Origin of the sequence: Pseudoalteromonas sp. AS71 (assembly GCF_038900275.1) — a bacterium.
Taxonomy (GTDB): Bacteria; Pseudomonadota; Gammaproteobacteria; order Enterobacterales; family Alteromonadaceae; genus Pseudoalteromonas.
This window is the reverse complement of record NZ_JBBMQZ010000015.1, coordinates 23581-39891: the sequence shown is the minus strand read 5'-3', so window position 1 is coordinate 39891 and position 16311 is coordinate 23581. Positions and strand designations below refer to the sequence as shown.

18 protein-coding genes are annotated in these 16311 nt (G+C 38.0%); 9 read left to right on the top strand and 9 right to left on the bottom strand.

All coding sequences use genetic code 11. From position 1 onward, the window contains the following. Window positions 1-379: 379 nt before the first annotated feature. The 4 genes from WNY98_RS12440 to WNY98_RS12425 are packed head-to-tail and all read left to right on the top strand — an operon-like array spanning window position 380 to window position 3554. Complete coding sequence (locus WNY98_RS12440; protein WP_024599173.1) at window positions 380-1192, top strand: MipA/OmpV family protein; 813 nt, start codon at window positions 380-382, stop codon at window positions 1190-1192. A 1-nt stretch (window position 1193) separates the two neighbouring features. After that, on the top strand, window positions 1194-1574 hold the full coding sequence (locus WNY98_RS12435) for a DUF3019 domain-containing protein (protein WP_342875941.1): 381 nt from the start codon (window positions 1194-1196) through the stop codon (window positions 1572-1574). A gap of 14 nt (window positions 1575-1588) precedes the next feature. Next, on the top strand, window positions 1589-2281 hold the full coding sequence (locus WNY98_RS12430; protein WP_076924494.1) for a response regulator: 693 nt from the start codon (window positions 1589-1591) through the stop codon (window positions 2279-2281). Window positions 2282-2306: 25 nt separating this feature from the next. Beyond that, on the top strand, window positions 2307-3554 hold the full coding sequence (locus WNY98_RS12425; RefSeq protein WP_170071857.1) for an ATP-binding protein: 1248 nt from the start codon (window positions 2307-2309) through the stop codon (window positions 3552-3554). A 98-nt stretch (window positions 3555-3652) separates the two neighbouring features. Here the strand turns inward: WNY98_RS12425 and WNY98_RS12420 are convergent, their stop codons facing one another. Further along, on the bottom strand, window positions 3653-3868 hold the full coding sequence (locus WNY98_RS12420) for a DUF3820 family protein (RefSeq protein WP_170071858.1): 216 nt from the start codon (window positions 3866-3868) through the stop codon (window positions 3653-3655). A 351-nt stretch (window positions 3869-4219) separates the two neighbouring features. Beyond that, window positions 4220-5794, bottom strand: coding sequence for a cation:proton antiporter family protein (locus WNY98_RS12415; protein ID WP_024599168.1), 1575 nt, complete (start codon window positions 5792-5794; stop codon window positions 4220-4222). A gap of 266 nt (window positions 5795-6060) precedes the next feature. Here WNY98_RS12415 and WNY98_RS12410 point away from each other — a divergent pair, with 266 nt between their 5' ends. After that, window positions 6061-6804, top strand: coding sequence for a sporulation protein (locus WNY98_RS12410; RefSeq protein ID WP_076924491.1), 744 nt, complete (start codon window positions 6061-6063; stop codon window positions 6802-6804). Between the two features lie 74 nt (window positions 6805-6878). Further along, complete coding sequence (locus WNY98_RS12405; RefSeq protein ID WP_342878045.1) at window positions 6879-7328, top strand: GNAT family N-acetyltransferase; 450 nt, start codon at window positions 6879-6881, stop codon at window positions 7326-7328. Between the two features lie 79 nt (window positions 7329-7407). On the opposite strand, the gene WNY98_RS12400 is transcribed toward WNY98_RS12405, so the two are convergent. The 6 genes from WNY98_RS12400 to WNY98_RS12375 form a co-directional block, all read right to left on the bottom strand. Continuing rightward, window positions 7408-8763: a sodium-dependent transporter gene (locus WNY98_RS12400; RefSeq protein ID WP_342878044.1), complete on the bottom strand. Its 1356-nt coding sequence runs from the start codon at window positions 8761-8763 to the stop codon at window positions 7408-7410. Between the two features lie 203 nt (window positions 8764-8966). Beyond that, entirely contained in the window at window positions 8967-10259 is a 1293-nt protein-coding gene (locus WNY98_RS12395) for an ATP-binding protein (protein ID WP_024599164.1), read from the bottom strand. 19 nt (window positions 10260-10278) lie between these two features. Further along, the gene (locus tag WNY98_RS12390) at window positions 10279-10983 is read right to left on the bottom strand and encodes a response regulator transcription factor (protein ID WP_024599163.1); all 705 of its coding nucleotides are present in this window, start codon (window positions 10981-10983) and stop codon (window positions 10279-10281) included. Between the two features lie 25 nt (window positions 10984-11008). After that, a complete protein-coding gene (locus WNY98_RS12385) occupies window positions 11009-11392 on the bottom strand; it encodes a DUF3019 domain-containing protein (RefSeq protein WP_024599162.1) in 384 nt (127 codons plus the stop codon). Then, a complete protein-coding gene (locus WNY98_RS12380) occupies window positions 11382-12164 on the bottom strand; it encodes a MipA/OmpV family protein (RefSeq protein WP_259365611.1) in 783 nt (260 codons plus the stop codon). Before WNY98_RS12380 ends, WNY98_RS12385 begins: the two co-directional genes overlap by 11 nt. Window positions 12165-12640: 476 nt before the next feature. Beyond that, window positions 12641-13444: a hypothetical protein gene (locus WNY98_RS12375; protein ID WP_024597864.1), complete on the bottom strand. Its 804-nt coding sequence runs from the start codon at window positions 13442-13444 to the stop codon at window positions 12641-12643. A 112-nt stretch (window positions 13445-13556) separates the two neighbouring features. Here WNY98_RS12375 and WNY98_RS12370 point away from each other — a divergent pair, with 112 nt between their 5' ends. Next, window positions 13557-14711 (top strand): serine hydrolase domain-containing protein, encoded by a 1155-nt coding sequence (locus WNY98_RS12370; RefSeq protein ID WP_342878043.1) that lies wholly within the window; start codon window positions 13557-13559, stop codon window positions 14709-14711. Beyond that, window positions 14708-15208 (top strand): histidine phosphatase family protein, encoded by a 501-nt coding sequence (locus tag WNY98_RS12365; protein ID WP_342875938.1) that lies wholly within the window; start codon window positions 14708-14710, stop codon window positions 15206-15208. The genes WNY98_RS12370 and WNY98_RS12365 overlap by 4 nt, the downstream gene beginning before the upstream one ends. A gap of 80 nt (window positions 15209-15288) precedes the next feature. Here WNY98_RS12365 and yhbY read toward each other — a convergent pair whose 3' ends face one another. Continuing rightward, complete coding sequence (gene yhbY, locus WNY98_RS12360) at window positions 15289-15585, bottom strand: ribosome assembly RNA-binding protein YhbY (RefSeq protein WP_002963153.1); 297 nt, start codon at window positions 15583-15585, stop codon at window positions 15289-15291. Window positions 15586-15673: 88 nt separating this feature from the next. On the opposite strand from yhbY, the gene rlmE reads away from it, so the two are divergent. Next, window positions 15674-16303, top strand: a complete 630-nt coding sequence (gene rlmE / locus WNY98_RS12355) for a 23S rRNA (uridine(2552)-2'-O)-methyltransferase RlmE (RefSeq protein WP_024597867.1) — start codon at window positions 15674-15676, stop codon at window positions 16301-16303. Window positions 16304-16311: the final 8 nt, after the last annotated feature.

Genomic DNA, 16311 nt, shown 5'->3' with positions numbered 1-16311 from the left:
TATCAGGTTTAAAGTCACTTAATTTGAGTTTTTTATCAAATATCAATCTCGTTAAACTATTAGGTTTCATGGGTAATAAAGCTGGCTGTAACGCGTTAGTTTCTAGCTGCCTTTATTTAGATATCTGTATTTCATCGCAGCATCTGATTTTCTAAGTATCTCAAAGTATAACTTCCGAAAGATAAATAGCCTGCAGAAACATAAAAGTTAACATTTTTGTATACAAATTGTGAATAATTGTAACCAGCTAGAGCTAGTTTAAAAAGACCTTGCTAGTATGGGGAACTCTCTTATTTTGATACTTTGATTTACGCTGATGCGGTATGCCTTCTCATTATTAACAGCTCTATGTTTTAGCACTTTATTTGTTTGTCTTTCGGTGCAAGCAACACAGGCAAGCAAGCATGTTGACGATTATTCAGAGCAAGACATAATAACCGACCGTCTGCATTTGAGTTTAAGCGTGGGGGCTGGAGTTATAACCAACCCTTTGCATGGTGGAGATAATATTCCGCTCGTGCTTATTCCACAAATTGCGTTTTATGCAGAGCAATGGTTTTTTGATAATGGCCGTCTTGGTTATTCATTTTTGCAAACCCCTAAGCATCACTTTAATCTAGTTGGTGAACTCAATTCTGAGTCACGCTTTTTTATAGACTGGCACCCTAAAAATATATTTACACTACAAAGTAGTGCCCTCAACAATCAGTTCGTAATGCAAGATGAAGCCTCGTCCACTCGCTATGTTGATATTGATAATTTACATAAACGGCAAATTGCACTGGATGCGGGTATTGCATATCATTATGTAAATGAGGACCAAGTTTTTTCGGTTCAGGCCCTGCATGATATAACCGATGTTTATCGAGGTGTACGCGCAGCATTGCAGTGGCAGTATCATACTGTGATAGGAAAGCTCAAAATAAAGCCAACACTTGGAATAAACTATAAATCTGCGGAACTAAATAGCTATTTTTATGGACTTAATGAGGGTGAAACTCAATTTGGCAAAATAGACGTTGGTAGTAGTTGGCAACCTTATGCTAAAATCGACGCCCGTTGGCCACTGAGTAAGGCTGACTCTCTTCGTTTTCATGTAGCATATTACGACTATTCGGCTATGGATGGCAGTCCGCTCTTTGAACGTACTTATTCAATGACTGCATTTATAGGATTCGATCGTACTTTTTAATATGAAGTATTCAATATTAGTTGTGTTTATTACCACTTTTTTTAGTGGTTTTAGTGTGGCACAAACCCCTTTTTTTAGCGTTTCTCCAAAAGTCTGCGTCGTCTCTGAACAGCAGGGTTTTTGCGATCTTGATTTACAATTTGAGTGGCAATTAAACGCCTATAGTGATGTCTGTTTGTATCAGCAAGAGCGACTGCTTCAATGCTGGGAGCAACAACTTTCTGGGCAATTTAATTATAAAGCGCGTGTTCAGGTGGAGACCATATACTCCTTAATCAATCCTCATACGGGTGTGTTATTAGCTAAGACACAAGTTGAAGTACAAAGCGCCCATGCTAAAAAAAATAGGCGTAGGCTTCGCTCTCCGTGGAGCTTTTTTTAATTTAGGAGCAACTAATGCCAAAAATTTTACTTGTTGAAGATGATCTAGGTTTACAACAACTAACAAAAGATTACCTTGAACATAATGGCCTTGAAGTCGATGTGTTAGACCGCGGTGACGAAGTGTTTAATTACCTAGAGAATAATACACCCGATTTAATGATTTTAGATGTTATGCTGCCAGGTAAAGATGGCTTTAGCGTTTGCCGCCAAGTAAGAGATAAATTTACTCTACCAATTTTAATGTTGACTGCTAAAGGTGAGGATTTCGACCAAGTACTTGGCTTAGAGCTTGGCGCTGATGATTATGTAATAAAACCAGCAGAGCCACGTGTATTACTAGCGCGGATCAATGCATTACTGCGTCGTGGACAACCGATAGTAAAATCAAGTGAAGAGCTCCAGTTTGGTGATTTAGTTATTGATAAAACAAGTCGTATTGTAAAACTAAGTGATTCGGAGATTGTATTAACTTCGCACGAGTTTGAGTTACTATGGCTATTAGCGTCAAATGCAGGTGAAGTACTAAGTCGAGAACATGTGCACCAACATATGATTGGCCGCCAATATGATGGACTTGATAGAACTGTGGATGTACGCGTATCACGCATTCGTAAAAAATTAGGCGATAACAGCGATAAGCCATATCGTATAAAAACTGTATGGGGACAAGGTTATTTATTTGTTTCTGATGCGTGGGATCTCTAGAACTATTTAAGGTTAGTCGGCTTTAATGGGAAAACTGTTTACCAGTTTATACTTATACATCATCGTTTCTTTGTTTGTAGTAAGTGGTGTTATAGAGCAGTTGTGGCCTTATGAAGAGTCGCAACAGCAAGTTTTCTTAGACGATGAGTTTGGGCAATCACTATGGTTGCTCTCACAAACTCCTAACGGTCTTAAAAAACTAAAGCATAACTTTGATAGCAAAGTAATTGAACGACGTGATTTAATACTTCCTCAAAAACAACAATCGCAGCTTAACCAAAACCACTACTTATACTTATACGATAAGCAACAGCGCATTGTTTGGTATGTAGAACTCGGTAATGACTCATTACTTCAAGTAGGGCCGGTAGGTGTATTAACGCAGCAATCATCTTCTGTTTGGCCCTATTTATTACTCCTTATTATTGTAGGTATACCTGTTGGGCTATGGAGCTTTTTACTCTGGCGCGATTTTGCAAAGCTACGTAAAGCGTGTGAAGCGGTGGAGGGTTTGCAAGACTTTCAACTAAACGACTCTTCTAAGTCTTTCTTTTTACCTATTACTGATACATTAAAGGTAATGCAGCAACGTATTGAGTTTTTACTTAGTGCGCAGCAAGAACTTACCTCATCGGTGTCGCATGAGTTTAGAACACCACTAGCACGTTTAAAGTTTGCAATTGTAATGCTGCAAGAACAAATGCTTGATGAAAAAGGTGAGAAATACCTAACAAACATGCAAACAGACATTAGCGAGCTTGAGTCACTAGTTTCTGAAATGCTTGAATATGCGCGATTAGACACTCAACAACCTAGTTTACAGCCAATAAACTGTGACTTAGCTGGGCTGGTAAAAACAACTGTTGAAAAGCTAAACTTTGAAGCCCGAACAACGCTTTCCGTAAACCTCCCTGAGCATTTAAATTATTACTGTGATAGTCACTTTATGGCGCGAGTATTTCAAAATTTAATTGGCAATGCGCTCAAATACACCCATAAGCAAGTCAAAATTTCATTGCTACAAGAGACAAAACACATCGTATTGATTGTTGAAGATGATGGTGAAGGGATAGATCCCGCTGAGCGAGAAAATGTATTTAAACCTTTTACTCGACTAGATAAAAGTAGAGGTAAGGATACCGGTGGTTTTGGTTTAGGGCTCGCCATAGTTGCTAAAATTGTGTCGTGGCACCAAGGAGAGTGTAAAGCAGAAAGCTCAAGCTTAGGTGGTGCTAAATTTATTGTATATTTACCCCTCAAATTAAAGACATAAAAAAAGCGCCTTGAGGCGCTTTTTTTGCGGTTAAAAACCAAAATCAACAAGTAGCAATATAATAGACCGCAAGTGCTTAAAAAAGTTCTCAACTATTTTTATTTTTTTTCAAGTAATGGCATTAACATTTGCTCAAGGCCATTTAGTTTTACTTCGTACATCATTGCAAGTTGGCTACCTAGCTTTGAATCGGGAAACCCTTGCTTGTTAAACCACACTAAATAAGGTTCTGGCAGTAACAACAATGGCCGTCCTGCATATTTTCCAAACGGCATTGTAGTATTTATCGCTATTTTTAATTGTTTTGGATCCATAAAGATTACTTAGGTATTTAAAGTCAGGGTAAGTGTAAGGGATTTTAGAGATATAAAATAGGCTGTGACGGGCAAGAAACAGCCTATTTTGCGAGGGAGTAGGCCCTCTGATTTAATAGTTTTATGTTAATTAATATAAACCTAGTTGAACTTTAATTAGCTGGGATCTAATTAAGTTATTATTAGAACATGGGTTCTTATTTAACCAACACAGCTAGTTTACCTGTTTTTTATTGCTATAGAGAATTGGCTTGTAAAGGAATGTAAATAGAATTGCTTTTTATTTAAAAACTAATAACAAAGCCTTAATGAATTTAAGGCTTTGTTATTTATAAACGATACAAAAGAGGACTATTCGTTAAATAGCTCTTGTTTTACGTGCTCTGCAAAACCACTACCGGCTTCTAAATAAAAGTTATAAGTAGAATGCACACCCATTTCTTCAAGCTCTTTTTGTTGATCCGGGTAGTTTGCAATAGCTGTTACTTGGCCTTTATAACCAGAGGCCTGTAATTGCTCTAAAGCAAAAATATTTTGCATATGCTTTGGCATTGCAAGCATAACCATTTCTACTTGTGAGTGATTTACTCGTTGCCAAAAGTCAGGGTCGGTTGCATCTGCAATTAAGACGTTGCGGCCTCTGTTAACGTGCTTGTCTACCACCTCTGGCTTTATATCTATGCCTGCAACAACATTAGGGTGAGTCGCGTTGATCGTTTCATAAGCACCAGTACCAATACGTCCCATCCCAAAAATGACTATTTTCGTATCATTAAGGTTAACGGGTAGCTCTTCAGCTAAACGAGTTTTACTTTCAAACTTTAATAACCAGTGCTCTATTTTTACATACAACTCATTTGAGCGTTTATTTAATGGGGAAGCAATTATGAATGTAATAGAAACAGCAATTGCCATTACAGCTAGCCACTCAGAGGTGATCATGCCTGTAGTCGCAGCCACTGCACATACAATTAATCCAAACTCACTGTAGTTAGATAAGCTAAAAGCGGTAAGTAATGATGTACGCGCACGTAATTTGAATATATTAGTGAACACATAGTAAAGCGCTATTTTAATGGGTAATACTAAAATAAGTATAATGGCAACAATCAAGGAGTTAGTGGTTAGCTCTGCGCTTAAACCAATACTTAAGAAAAAGCCAACTAGCAATATGTCCTTTAAATTAAGTAGAGATTTTGATAGCTCGCCAGCCTTTTTATGAGGGGCAAACATCATTCCTATTACTAGTGCACCTAAATCGCCTTTTAGGCCTGCAAATTCAAATGCATGATAACCAGCAACTAGCGCAAAGAAAAAACCAAACAATGGTAATAGTTCACCATGTTTAGATCGGTTCAACACGCCATACATTACAGGTCGTAATAAAGGCAAAGCAATTATTAATGCAATAGCCCATAAATTAGGGATTTTACCGGTGCTAATAGCTAAAAATATTACTGCAAAGATATCCTGCATTACCAATATTCCAATGGCTATTTTGCCGTGTAGGCTTGCCATTTCTCCGCGCTCTTCAAGTACTTTTACTGCAAATACAGTGCTTGAAAAACTAAGTGCAAATCCAACCAATAAAGCACTTTGCCAACTTAAATCAACAAATAGTGGAATGGCGAAAACGCCAAGCAGAAGCATAAAGCCACTAAATAACGCGCTGCTAAAAATGATATGCAATGTTGCAGGCGCCCAAACTTGAGGTTTAATTAAACTGTTAACTTTAAGTTTCAAGCCAATACTAAAAAGAAGAAGAGTAACCCCTAGGGCTGCAATTGTATCGAGCAACTCTGTACTTTTATAACCCGATAAATTTAAAGCAAAACCTGCAAGTAAAAACCCAATTAGAGGAGGTAGTTTTAACTGATAAACAGCAAAACCACAAACAAACGCGGCAGCAAAATAGATTAGTTCCATAATTCTTAATATCACTTCATTTGGTGTTGCAGTGTAACGAAAAATTTATACCATTGAAAATATAAATAGACCTAAAAATGAACGCGTCTAATCAATTACTTGTCCAGCTGCGTATAAAAAACGGGCATTAAACACCTATTTAATAGTAAATACTATGTAAATAACACTTTTTCACTGACATTAGCTTTTAAATATGGTTAAGATGCGATAACGAAGAAGTTTAAGCCGGAGCAAATAATACAGCCGCTCAGCTTAAGGAGAGATATATGTTTAAAAAGATTTTAGCGTCGGTAGGTATTGGTGCTGCAAAGGTAGACACTATTTTAGAAACTGAACACCTACAACCAGGTCAACTTTTTAACGCACAAATAGTCATTACTGCAGGTGATGTGAGCCAAGATATTTCAGGTTTAGATTTATTATTAATGACTCGTGTTAAAGTTGCAGGTGATAATGGCGATTATTTTACGAATCATGTGATTGAGCAATGGCGAATTACAGATATAGGTACAATTGAGCCAGGCGAAGTTAAAAATATCCCTTTTGAAGCGCGTCTTCATTCTGAAACTCCTATTACAGAAATTAATGCAGGTTATAATCAATCTCATGTGTGGCTTGAAACAGGGCTAGATATAGACTTAGCACTTGACCCAATAGATAAGGACCATTTACACATTTACCCTAATGAAGCGGTTAAAACGTGTATGCAAGCGATGGAAAAGTTAGGTTTTAGTTTAATGAAAGCTGACGTAGAAAAAGGTCACTTACGCGCTTCGACTTTTCAGTCATTATCTGGATGCTATCAAGAACTTGAATATAAACCAAATAGCCGCAGCTTATTCGGCATTCAGGAGATTGAATTATCGTTTGTCCCAGAAGCACATAAAACACATGTGCTTATAGAGCTAGACAGAGCCTTTAAAGGTGATGGTTATGTTGATTTAACCATAGAGCACGATCATGTGAATTTATCGCAGCTGTGTGATCAGCTAGAGCGATTATTTACTTAGTATAAGTTAACTAAGCTAGCGAGTGATTTTAATAAACCCAGCCTAAGCTGGGTTTTTTGCCTATAGGATTTGATATGCAGTTTAAATGTGAGCAGTTTGACGCTCTTGATACACAGACTCTTTTTACTATTATGCGCGGGCGTGTTGATGTGTTTGTTGTAGAGCAGGAGTGCCCTTACCCTGAACTTGATGATGTAGACATTGCTTTAAATACACAGCATTTATATACATTGAGTCATGGGCAACTACAAACTTACGCGCGATGCTATGAAAAAAGTGCACAATACAGCGCAATAGGTCGCGTGCTAGTAAGTGAAAGCGCGCGTGGCAATGGGTATGCTACTTTACTTATTAATGAAGCTATAGACTGCTGTAAAGCACAATGGCCTGAGCGAGATATTTATATAGGTGCACAAACTTACTTGCTTGATTTTTACCGCTCTTTTTGCTTTGAAGATTATAAAAGTGAATATCTAGAAGACGGTATCCCTCATCAAGATATGATTTTAAAACTCGCTAAATAAATCCAATTTAAGCAGCTATTAAAATAGCCCACTAATGTGGGCTATTTTAATTTAAGACTATTTAAGGTTAAGGTATTATTTAGCTTAATAGTGAGTGTAAAAACACCATACCAATAGCAAGTGGACACACAAACTTGGTATACCAAGGCCATACTTTCCAAAACAATGTGTTATGAACTTCAGGATTACCTTCTTTAATTGCTTTAAGTAATGAGCCTCTGTACCAAATCCAGCCTACAAATATACAACACATCAGGCCAAGCAAAGGCTGAGCTACTTTTGTAGTGAGGGTGATTACTAAGCCAAATAAGCTGCTAAGGTTACACACAATTGTAATGCTAACGATAGCAATTAAAGCTCCAATCAACCAGGTTGCCTGAACGCGTTTCATCCCAAAGCGTTCTACAGTGTATGATACTGGCGCCTCTAACATTGAAATAGATGACGTTAAAGCGGCAATACTCATTAACGCAAAAAATGAAAAGCCCACAAATAAGCCAACTTCGCCCATTCCATCAAATAAAGCAGGGAGTACCTGAAATACTAACGTATCTTCAGAGAGTAGTTTACCCGTTGTGGCAGAGAATATTTCAACGCCTTGAGCTTGTGCTACATACATAGCCGGAATAATCAGTAAACCCGCTACAAAAGCTATAAATACATCAATAAGGGTTACATAGGCACCTAAAGAAACAAGGTTTTCTTTTTTACTAATGTACGAGCCATAAATAATCATTACGCTAGTACCTAGCGATAAAGAGAAGAAAGCTTGTCCTAGCGCACTCACTAATAATTTTGCGTCAAAAATAGATGAAAAATCGGGAACTAAGTAAGCCTTTAAACCTTCCATTGCGCCATCTTGGGTCATTACATATGCAATAAGTGCAAATAAAATACCTAAAAGAGCAGGCATTAAGCGTTTCGACCATTTTTCAATACCGTTCTCAACGCCTCTACTGATAATAGCGACAGTTAGTACGATAAAGACGAGAGTAAATGTTATGTTTCGGGTAAGTGATTGCTCACTTAGCCATGTCGATGCTGTGTCGGCACCAACAAGAGTAGCTATGGGGTCAGCTGTAGCGCTGAGCATCCAACCAGCAACAATGGCGTAAAAACTTAATATAAAGCCAGCACATAAAATACCGCCAAAACCAACAATAAAGGCAAAGTGTTTTTGCCATGGCTTATTAGATATTTTTTGAAGTGATGAAACCGCGTTTGCTTGGCCATGACGACCAATCATAAGTTCAGCCATTAAAGCGGGGTAGGCTAAAAAGAACGCAAGCACTAAATATGCGACTAAAAATGCAGCACCGCCATTACTTGCTGTTTGTGTAGGGAATCCCCAGATATTGCCCAAACCAACGGCAGAACCCGCGGCGGCCATAATAAAACCAAAGCGAGAGCTAAACTCGCCTCTAACTGCGCTCATATTATTGTACTTCTCTATTGTGTGACGGCGCTGACAATCTACTGGAAATGTTAAAAAATAAAAAGTGCTTATTTGCTGATCTGGCACAATTTAATAAGTAAATGCGTGTTATAACCATCGATTTTAATTGTTGTTATCGGGTCGTTTAAAATAACGAGTTGATTTTGTTTAATAATTGTTAATTACAGTCTGTAACTATTGCTTTACGAATTGTGATGCTGTGCAATAGTGAGAGTAAAACACGCACCACCTAGCTGGGTACTTTTACTAACTTTAACACTGCCATGATGCCAGTCGGCTACTTTTTCAACAATAGCTAGACCAAGGCCGTAACTTTTATCAGCTCTGTTACGGTGAGCCTCTTCTCTAAAAAATGGACTAAATACGTTGCTAAAGTTTTCTCGAGCTATGCCAGGGCCGTCATCTTCTACCGTTATTATAAGCTGTTGTTCGTGTAACTTCGCACTTAAGTAAATATGTTGGTTTGCGAAATCAGAGGCATTAGTTAATAAATTGGTAATTGCACGAGCAAGCCAGTGAAGATCTGCATTTATTATTTTATCGGTACTATTGAGCTGTACACTAAGCATTTGCATTTCAAGTTTAGGTGCAAGTTGCACTAAAATATCTTCAAGGTAGGACTTAATGTTTGTTGATGAATAGGTCAGCTTATTAGCATTTTGCTCTAAAGTAGCAAATGCTAAATAGCTACTAAGCATCGATTCCATATGGTCTAAATCATTTTCCATACGGGTTAAATACTGTTTTATTTTTTGCTCATCATGGCTATCTAATGCCGCATCTAAACCAAATCGCAGGCACGCGATAGGGGTGCGTATATCATGAGATAAGCTTGAGGCCATTAGCTTGTTTTCGGCGACAAGCTTCTCTATTTGGCTGGCCATGCGATTAAAGGTAAGCTCTACGTCTTTTATGTAAGTAAAATGCGATACTTTTATGCGGGCTTGAACATTACCTGAGGCAAACTTTTTAGCGGCTTCATTTAACACGGTTAATCGTTTAGCTAAGGGCGCAATAATAAAGCCCATAAATACACATAGGCCTGCGTAAAAGAGTAAGGTTAATATTATGTCGTTATGTTGCTCGCTATCAAAAATTTTATCTAAACGCATTGATAAGTGAAAAGGATTTAAAACATCGCTGCTATAAAGCATATAAAAGCCTTGCTGATCTTCTAAAATCAGCCCACCCGGCGTATGCATTTGTAATAATAAAGAAGGCGGTAAAGCAAGTGATTCATTAGGTTTGTAATCAATTAAAACATCAAACTCTAGCGCCAGTTGTTTTACATAATCGCTGCGCTCAGATGTGGGTATGTTAGCTAACTGCTTGCTAAAACCCATGATCATTTTACTTTGCTGACTAAATTCATCCTGTGGGGTATGCGCTTGTTGACTAAAAGCATCAATAAGCCAACCCAATACCACAATAGATAAAAGTGCACTGCCTAGAAGCGATATATAAAACTTTTTCATTTATTTATTCATCACTTTATTACCACGCAGTAGAAACAAGTAAATATCCACGGCCCCAAATGGTTTTAATTTTTTCAGGGTTTTGTGGATCATCATTAAACTTTTTACGAAGTGCAGAAATAAGTACATCAACACTTCTATCAAGCCCATCATACTCTCTGCCTTTGGTTGCTTTAAATACAGCGTCGCGAGAGACTACTTGCCCTGCGTTACTCGCAAGGTAGTGAAGCAGTAAATATTCAGCACTTGATATATTTACGTCTTGCTCGTTAAGTTTTACATTTCTAGATTCGGTATCAATACTAAGCGCACCAACATTAATAACACTTTCGTTAACGTGTGGCGTATTTGGCTCATTTTTTTGGCGAAGGGCTGCTTTTATACGCGCTAGCAATGCACGAGGACGCACAGGTTTCATTATGTAGTCGCTTGCACCTACTTCTAGACCAATGACTTCATCCATTTCTTCATCGCGTGCAGTGAGCATTATGATGGGCGAATTATAAAAACTACGAAGCTCTCTACACACGCTTATACCATCTTGCCCTGGAAGCATAATATCTAGGAGCACGATATTTGGATTTAATGTTTTGACTTGGCTAATTACTTCGTCACCTCTGTGACAAACATGCGTTGTGTAGCCTTGCTCTGTTAAATATTCAGCAACCCATTGAGCAAGAGATACATCGTCTTCAACGAGTAAAATAGTGCCGTAGTTATCCATGAAAATATCCTTAATGCGATTGGTATTAAAATAGTCGCCAGCGGCGCTTTTTTTGCCTGTTTTGATATACCCATTGAAGCTTTACTTCGGCAACACTAATTATTTTAGATGTATTGCTGTCAAATAGTTCAAATGAAATACTTTGCTGTGAATCAAATGCATAATTAAAAGTACCGCTCTGTTGCTTGAGCCAACATTGCATTATGTACTTTGAGGTGGCGTCACGTAGGCAGTAATTACCAATGATAGGTTGCTCCCACGTTAGCGTAACGTCAGCATAGCAATTTCGCCCTTCGCGAAGTGCAACGCACGTGTCGGGTAGTGCTATGAGTGCTTCAGGAGGTTCCTGAGCTTTAACAGTAAAAGTACTGGGGAAGATCAGTAATACACAGATCCATCTAAAATACATAACGTAGGCCTACCTTGGCTTTATGTTGATATCCTTGGGAAATAATTGGGCTGTCGTCAATTTCTTTAGAAAACCATGTGGTAAGCCAGCCGGATAAAAACACCCAATCTTGGCTTATTGGGTACTCAGCATGGAACTCAAAAATAATACTGGTACTGGCATTACTGCTGTAAATAGGGCGAAGGCTGGTGGCTTCATCGCTATCAATGCCAAAATAATAATTAGTAAAGTCAGCAGAGTAGGCGCTTAAGCCAACACCCGATCTAAACTCCCAGTTTCGCCATGGCAAAATGTGACTAAAAAAGCTGTTTATAACCCAGCCATTGTGCGCGCCAGATACATCATGAAGGTATTCAAAAGAGAATTGAGAATTTTCAAATCGACGAGAAAGTCGAAGGCCGACGTCAAAGTCGTAATTACGTTTTTTTATACCTTGGAGTTCTTGTATAACACCGTGGTTATAAAATCCTAGGCCTTTTTCGTCAAATCCAGCTTGAGTATTTGTGCCTAATATATCTAGGCCCCAATCAAATTTATCTATAAGACTGTAGCCTATTACAAGGCCGCCACTGAGCTGATTGTGATCGAAATCAAGGTAAAATTTATCGTAGGAAACAGCAAGACTTAAATCGAGCTCAACGCCTTTGTCGTAAGACTCAATGCCGACAAGGTAAGAATCTTCAATATAAAAGCCCGCACCAGCACTCCAATCCCACGCAAAGCCTTGGGTTGGCTCTAACGTATTATCTGCATAATAGCGGTTACTTGCCATACTCGATGTGCTAAAAATGCAGCAAAAAAGCAGTGTTATGCTCAGTAAAGTATGGTTAAGCAAAGCGTTTCTCATCCCTTAGGGCCTAATTATTATTTGTTATTAAGCGTAGTATATTGTTAATTCGTTCCTTTAATCTGTAAAAAAATGTAGTAAGTGTTAGCTCTGTTGATCTTTCAAGGTTAAATTTGCAGCAGTCTGTTTGGTATTTAGGCAAGGCAGAGCCTATACAGTGTGGCTATTCCCCATAAATGGGCGATACGTAGCATTAATGCCAAACAGGCGCTGCCCAAAGGGTTCTTCCTAGGGGCTATTTACTATTTGTTGCTCGGTTTTTACTGATTCTTACATGGATGTAAGCCAGTAGAATAACGCAGGAGCAGTTATTGAGCCCACTAGGTTACAAATCTCGCGCCGCGATTAAATAGCCCCTAGTTTGAACAAATTTTAATCCGTAAAGATCAACAGACCCTAATTTACTGAACTTTAATTTTATCGATTAATATACTGCTCAAGTAAAACTGCATCATAGGTGTTAATGCACTTACTTCTGTTCTGTTACATGGACCGCTAAGTTTGGTAAGACTAGATAGTTTTGACAACGTTTTGTACTGAGGGATTTGAATGTCTTTCCCAAGTCTTTCAATGCGAGCTTCATCAGTGTTTTGTTGATGAACAAAAGCGACAACCTCAAGCTCATTAGTTATTTTTTGCTCTTCGGTAAAATTGTAAATTAGCGGCTCGCGATGAAAACTTGCACTGTCGATAGATGATTTAGCAAACCAAACAACATCACCCGATGACTTGTGCGTAAGACGCATACTAACTTGTGCGAACATAGCTGCGCACTGCTGGGTTGGATATTGTTGTGCAACATTTGAATATAAAGTAAAAGGATTCTCTGGTTGCTTTATTGCGTACTTGGTATCGTCTGTAAAAGTTAAATCTAGTTGCTGAATTGTCAGTGTATAGTCGCTGTTATTTTTAGTTGTCACTTTTAGTTGTTTATCATTCAGTGCTTGGCTAATTTGCGATAGAAGTTTATCGGTCACGCTCGCTTTATCGGTAATGATTTTTACTGTCTGGTTTCTAACTACTTTATGTGCAGGTAATTGCACAGATTTAACTTTTGGAGATGAGTGCTCTGTAGTGTACTCAAGCTGATAGGTCTGACTTTTTAATGTTGGCTTTAACGGCATAGCCAATGGCTCGGCTGGCTGCTTTGTAATAGCACAACCAGTTGATAATAATATAAAAAGTGACACAACTAAAAAACGCATAAGTACTAAACACCCGCTAAAAACCAAATAATCGTCGTATTGTACGTTAGTCCAAACAAAACTTCATGATATTATCTGCGCAGATGTGGTTAAAAAGATAAAATTTATAAAAATGAAGTATCTCAACTCTTTATTGTATAGCTTACCTGCAGTGTGTTTGTTGTTTAGCTCTGTGGGCTTTGCAGCAAAAGCGGATCCTGATTGGGATGCATTTGTAAAAAAATACGGTCGTTACGCACAAAAAAAATTAAAAAGTAAAGGTATACCTGGTGCAGCGCTTTCGATTGTAAGTATAAACAACTCAGACTACATCCACACTATGGGCGTAACTAAAACACGAAATGGACAAAAAGTTAATAAGCATACCCGCTTTAGACTTGCGTCTGTTTCTAAGACATTTGCAGGCTCGTTATCAGCTAAATTGGCTGCTAACGGCCTACTGGAGTTAGATAAGCCTGTTAGTGATTACATACCTGATTTTAAAGGAACTGTATATGAAAATGATTTAAAGGTGTTTCATCTTTTAAGTCATTCAAGCGGGTTAGTTCCTAATGCATACGATAATTTAATTGAATCTCGTATGGATTACCCCGGTATTGTTGAAAAGCTACTTAGTGTCAAACCAATTTGTAAACCTGGTGAATGTTATGGCTATCAAAACGTTATGTTTAGCCTTATAGGTGATGTGATATTACAAAGCACCGATACAAGTTACAAACAGTGGTTAAAAGAAGCTATTTTTGAGCCATTGAAAATGAATGATGCGAGCTTAGGCTTTGAATCAATGACGAATGACAAAAATTACGCGCTACCACACGTGCGTGGTAAAAAACGTTGGTATAGCGCTAAGCTTAAAAAAAATTACTATAAAGTGAGCCCAGCAGCCGGTGTAAATGCGAGCGCAAGTGATATGGCTATTTGGCTAAAAGCGCAGCTGGGCCAATACCCTGATGTTTTGTCATTGGATACTCTCGCAAAACAAACACGCCCTTATACGAATACAAAAAAAGAAATGTATCGTAGGGTGTGGAAAAAACACCTTAACGAAGCTTATTACGGGCTAGGTTGGCGCGTTTATAACTATGCTGATGAAACGCTTTATTATCATAGTGGCTGGGTGCAAGGGTATAGAAGTGATTTGGTTGTATTTCCTCATTTAAATATTGGTTTTAGCTTAATAGTTAACGCTGAAACCGGCGTAATTAATGAACTAACGACTGAATTTATCGACAGGCTATTAGAGTACAAACGGGGTAAAAAAATATGAATAAAATAATATTAGTAATCACTTGTTTAGTCATATTATCTAATAGTAGTTTGGCGCTTGCGGCACCGGATAAAATATATTTGTTTCGTCATAGCGAAAAATTAACGGGCAAAAATCCAGCGCTCTCAGAGGTGGGAAAGGCACGTGCAAATAATTTAGTTACTTTTTTCAAAGAGTATCAAAATATACATATTTTCAGCAGTAACTATAAACGCACGTTACAAACAGCGGCCCCTTTGCAGACATATTTTAATACCGACGTAAATGTGTATAACGCAGGTGAGCTAAGTGATTTAAAAAAAGAGTTACTAAAACTAAAAGGTGTAGTTGTTGTTATAGGGCACAGTAATACCACACCGCAACTAGCCGAGCTGCTTTCGAATGAAAAAGTGTCAGCAATGAGTGAAACACAATTTACTCAGTACTTTATATTGAATAAGAAGCCGAGGAGTAATGGTAGCGAATATGATTTAACCCATCATAAAATGAGCTTTTGATTTAAAACGTTAAATAATAAAAAACCAGCATTAAGCTGGTTTTTTCAATTTAAACGCACTAAATCCTTTAACAGGAATAATTAGTTACGCGGTAAATGTATTTTTTTCTCAACGCTTTGACGATAAAGCACAATAGTGTGACCTATCGTTTGTAGCTTAGTCGCACCAGTTTCACGTACGATTGCTTCAAAAATTAGTGCTTTTGTTTCACGATCGTCAGTTGGAACTTTAACTTTGATTAATTCGTGAATTTCTAATGCACTTTGAATTTCTACTACTACGCCTTCGGTTAAACCGTTAGAACCTAGTAAAACTACAGGCTTAAGGCTATGTGCCTGACCTTTTAAAAACTGCTTTTGTTTGTTTGATAATGTCATGTTTATACAAATTTTGCTGAATATGGCTTGAATTAAGGGTATTCTAACGCCATCTAAAGAATATTACTAATTAGTTGCGTGTTAATTTATGACAAATAAAAAACAGTCAGCCAGTTCACAGCGATGGCTGAAAGAACATTTTGATGATAAATATGTTCAAGAAGCGCAAAAAAAAGGCTGGCGTTCCCGAGCGGTTTTTAAATTAGATGAAGTACAAAATAGAGATAAGATACTTCGTCCAGGTATGACAGTTGTTGATTTAGGGGCAGCGCCAGGAAGTTGGTCTCAATATTTGGCAGAGAAAGTCGGTGACAAAGGTCAAGTGATAGCGTGTGATATATTACCGATGGACTCACTTGCGGGTGTTGACTTCTTACAAGGCGACTTTCGTGAAGAATCAGTATTAAATGCGTTGTTAAAACGTATTGATGGTAAAAATGTTGATGTGGTACTCTCTGACATGGCACCAAATATGAGTGGCAATAACTCAGTAGATCAAGCAGGTAGCATGTATTTGGTAGAACTTGCGCTAGATATGTGTAGCCAAGTACTAAAGAAAAATGGCGCATTTATTGTTAAAGTTTTCCAAGGCGAAGGCTTTGATCAATACTTGCAAGATGTACGTAATAGTTTTAAAGCAGTGAAAATACGCAAACCTGATGCCTCACGTGCCCGTTCTCGGGAAGTATATATAGTAGCGACTGGATACAAACTGTAGTACAGTTG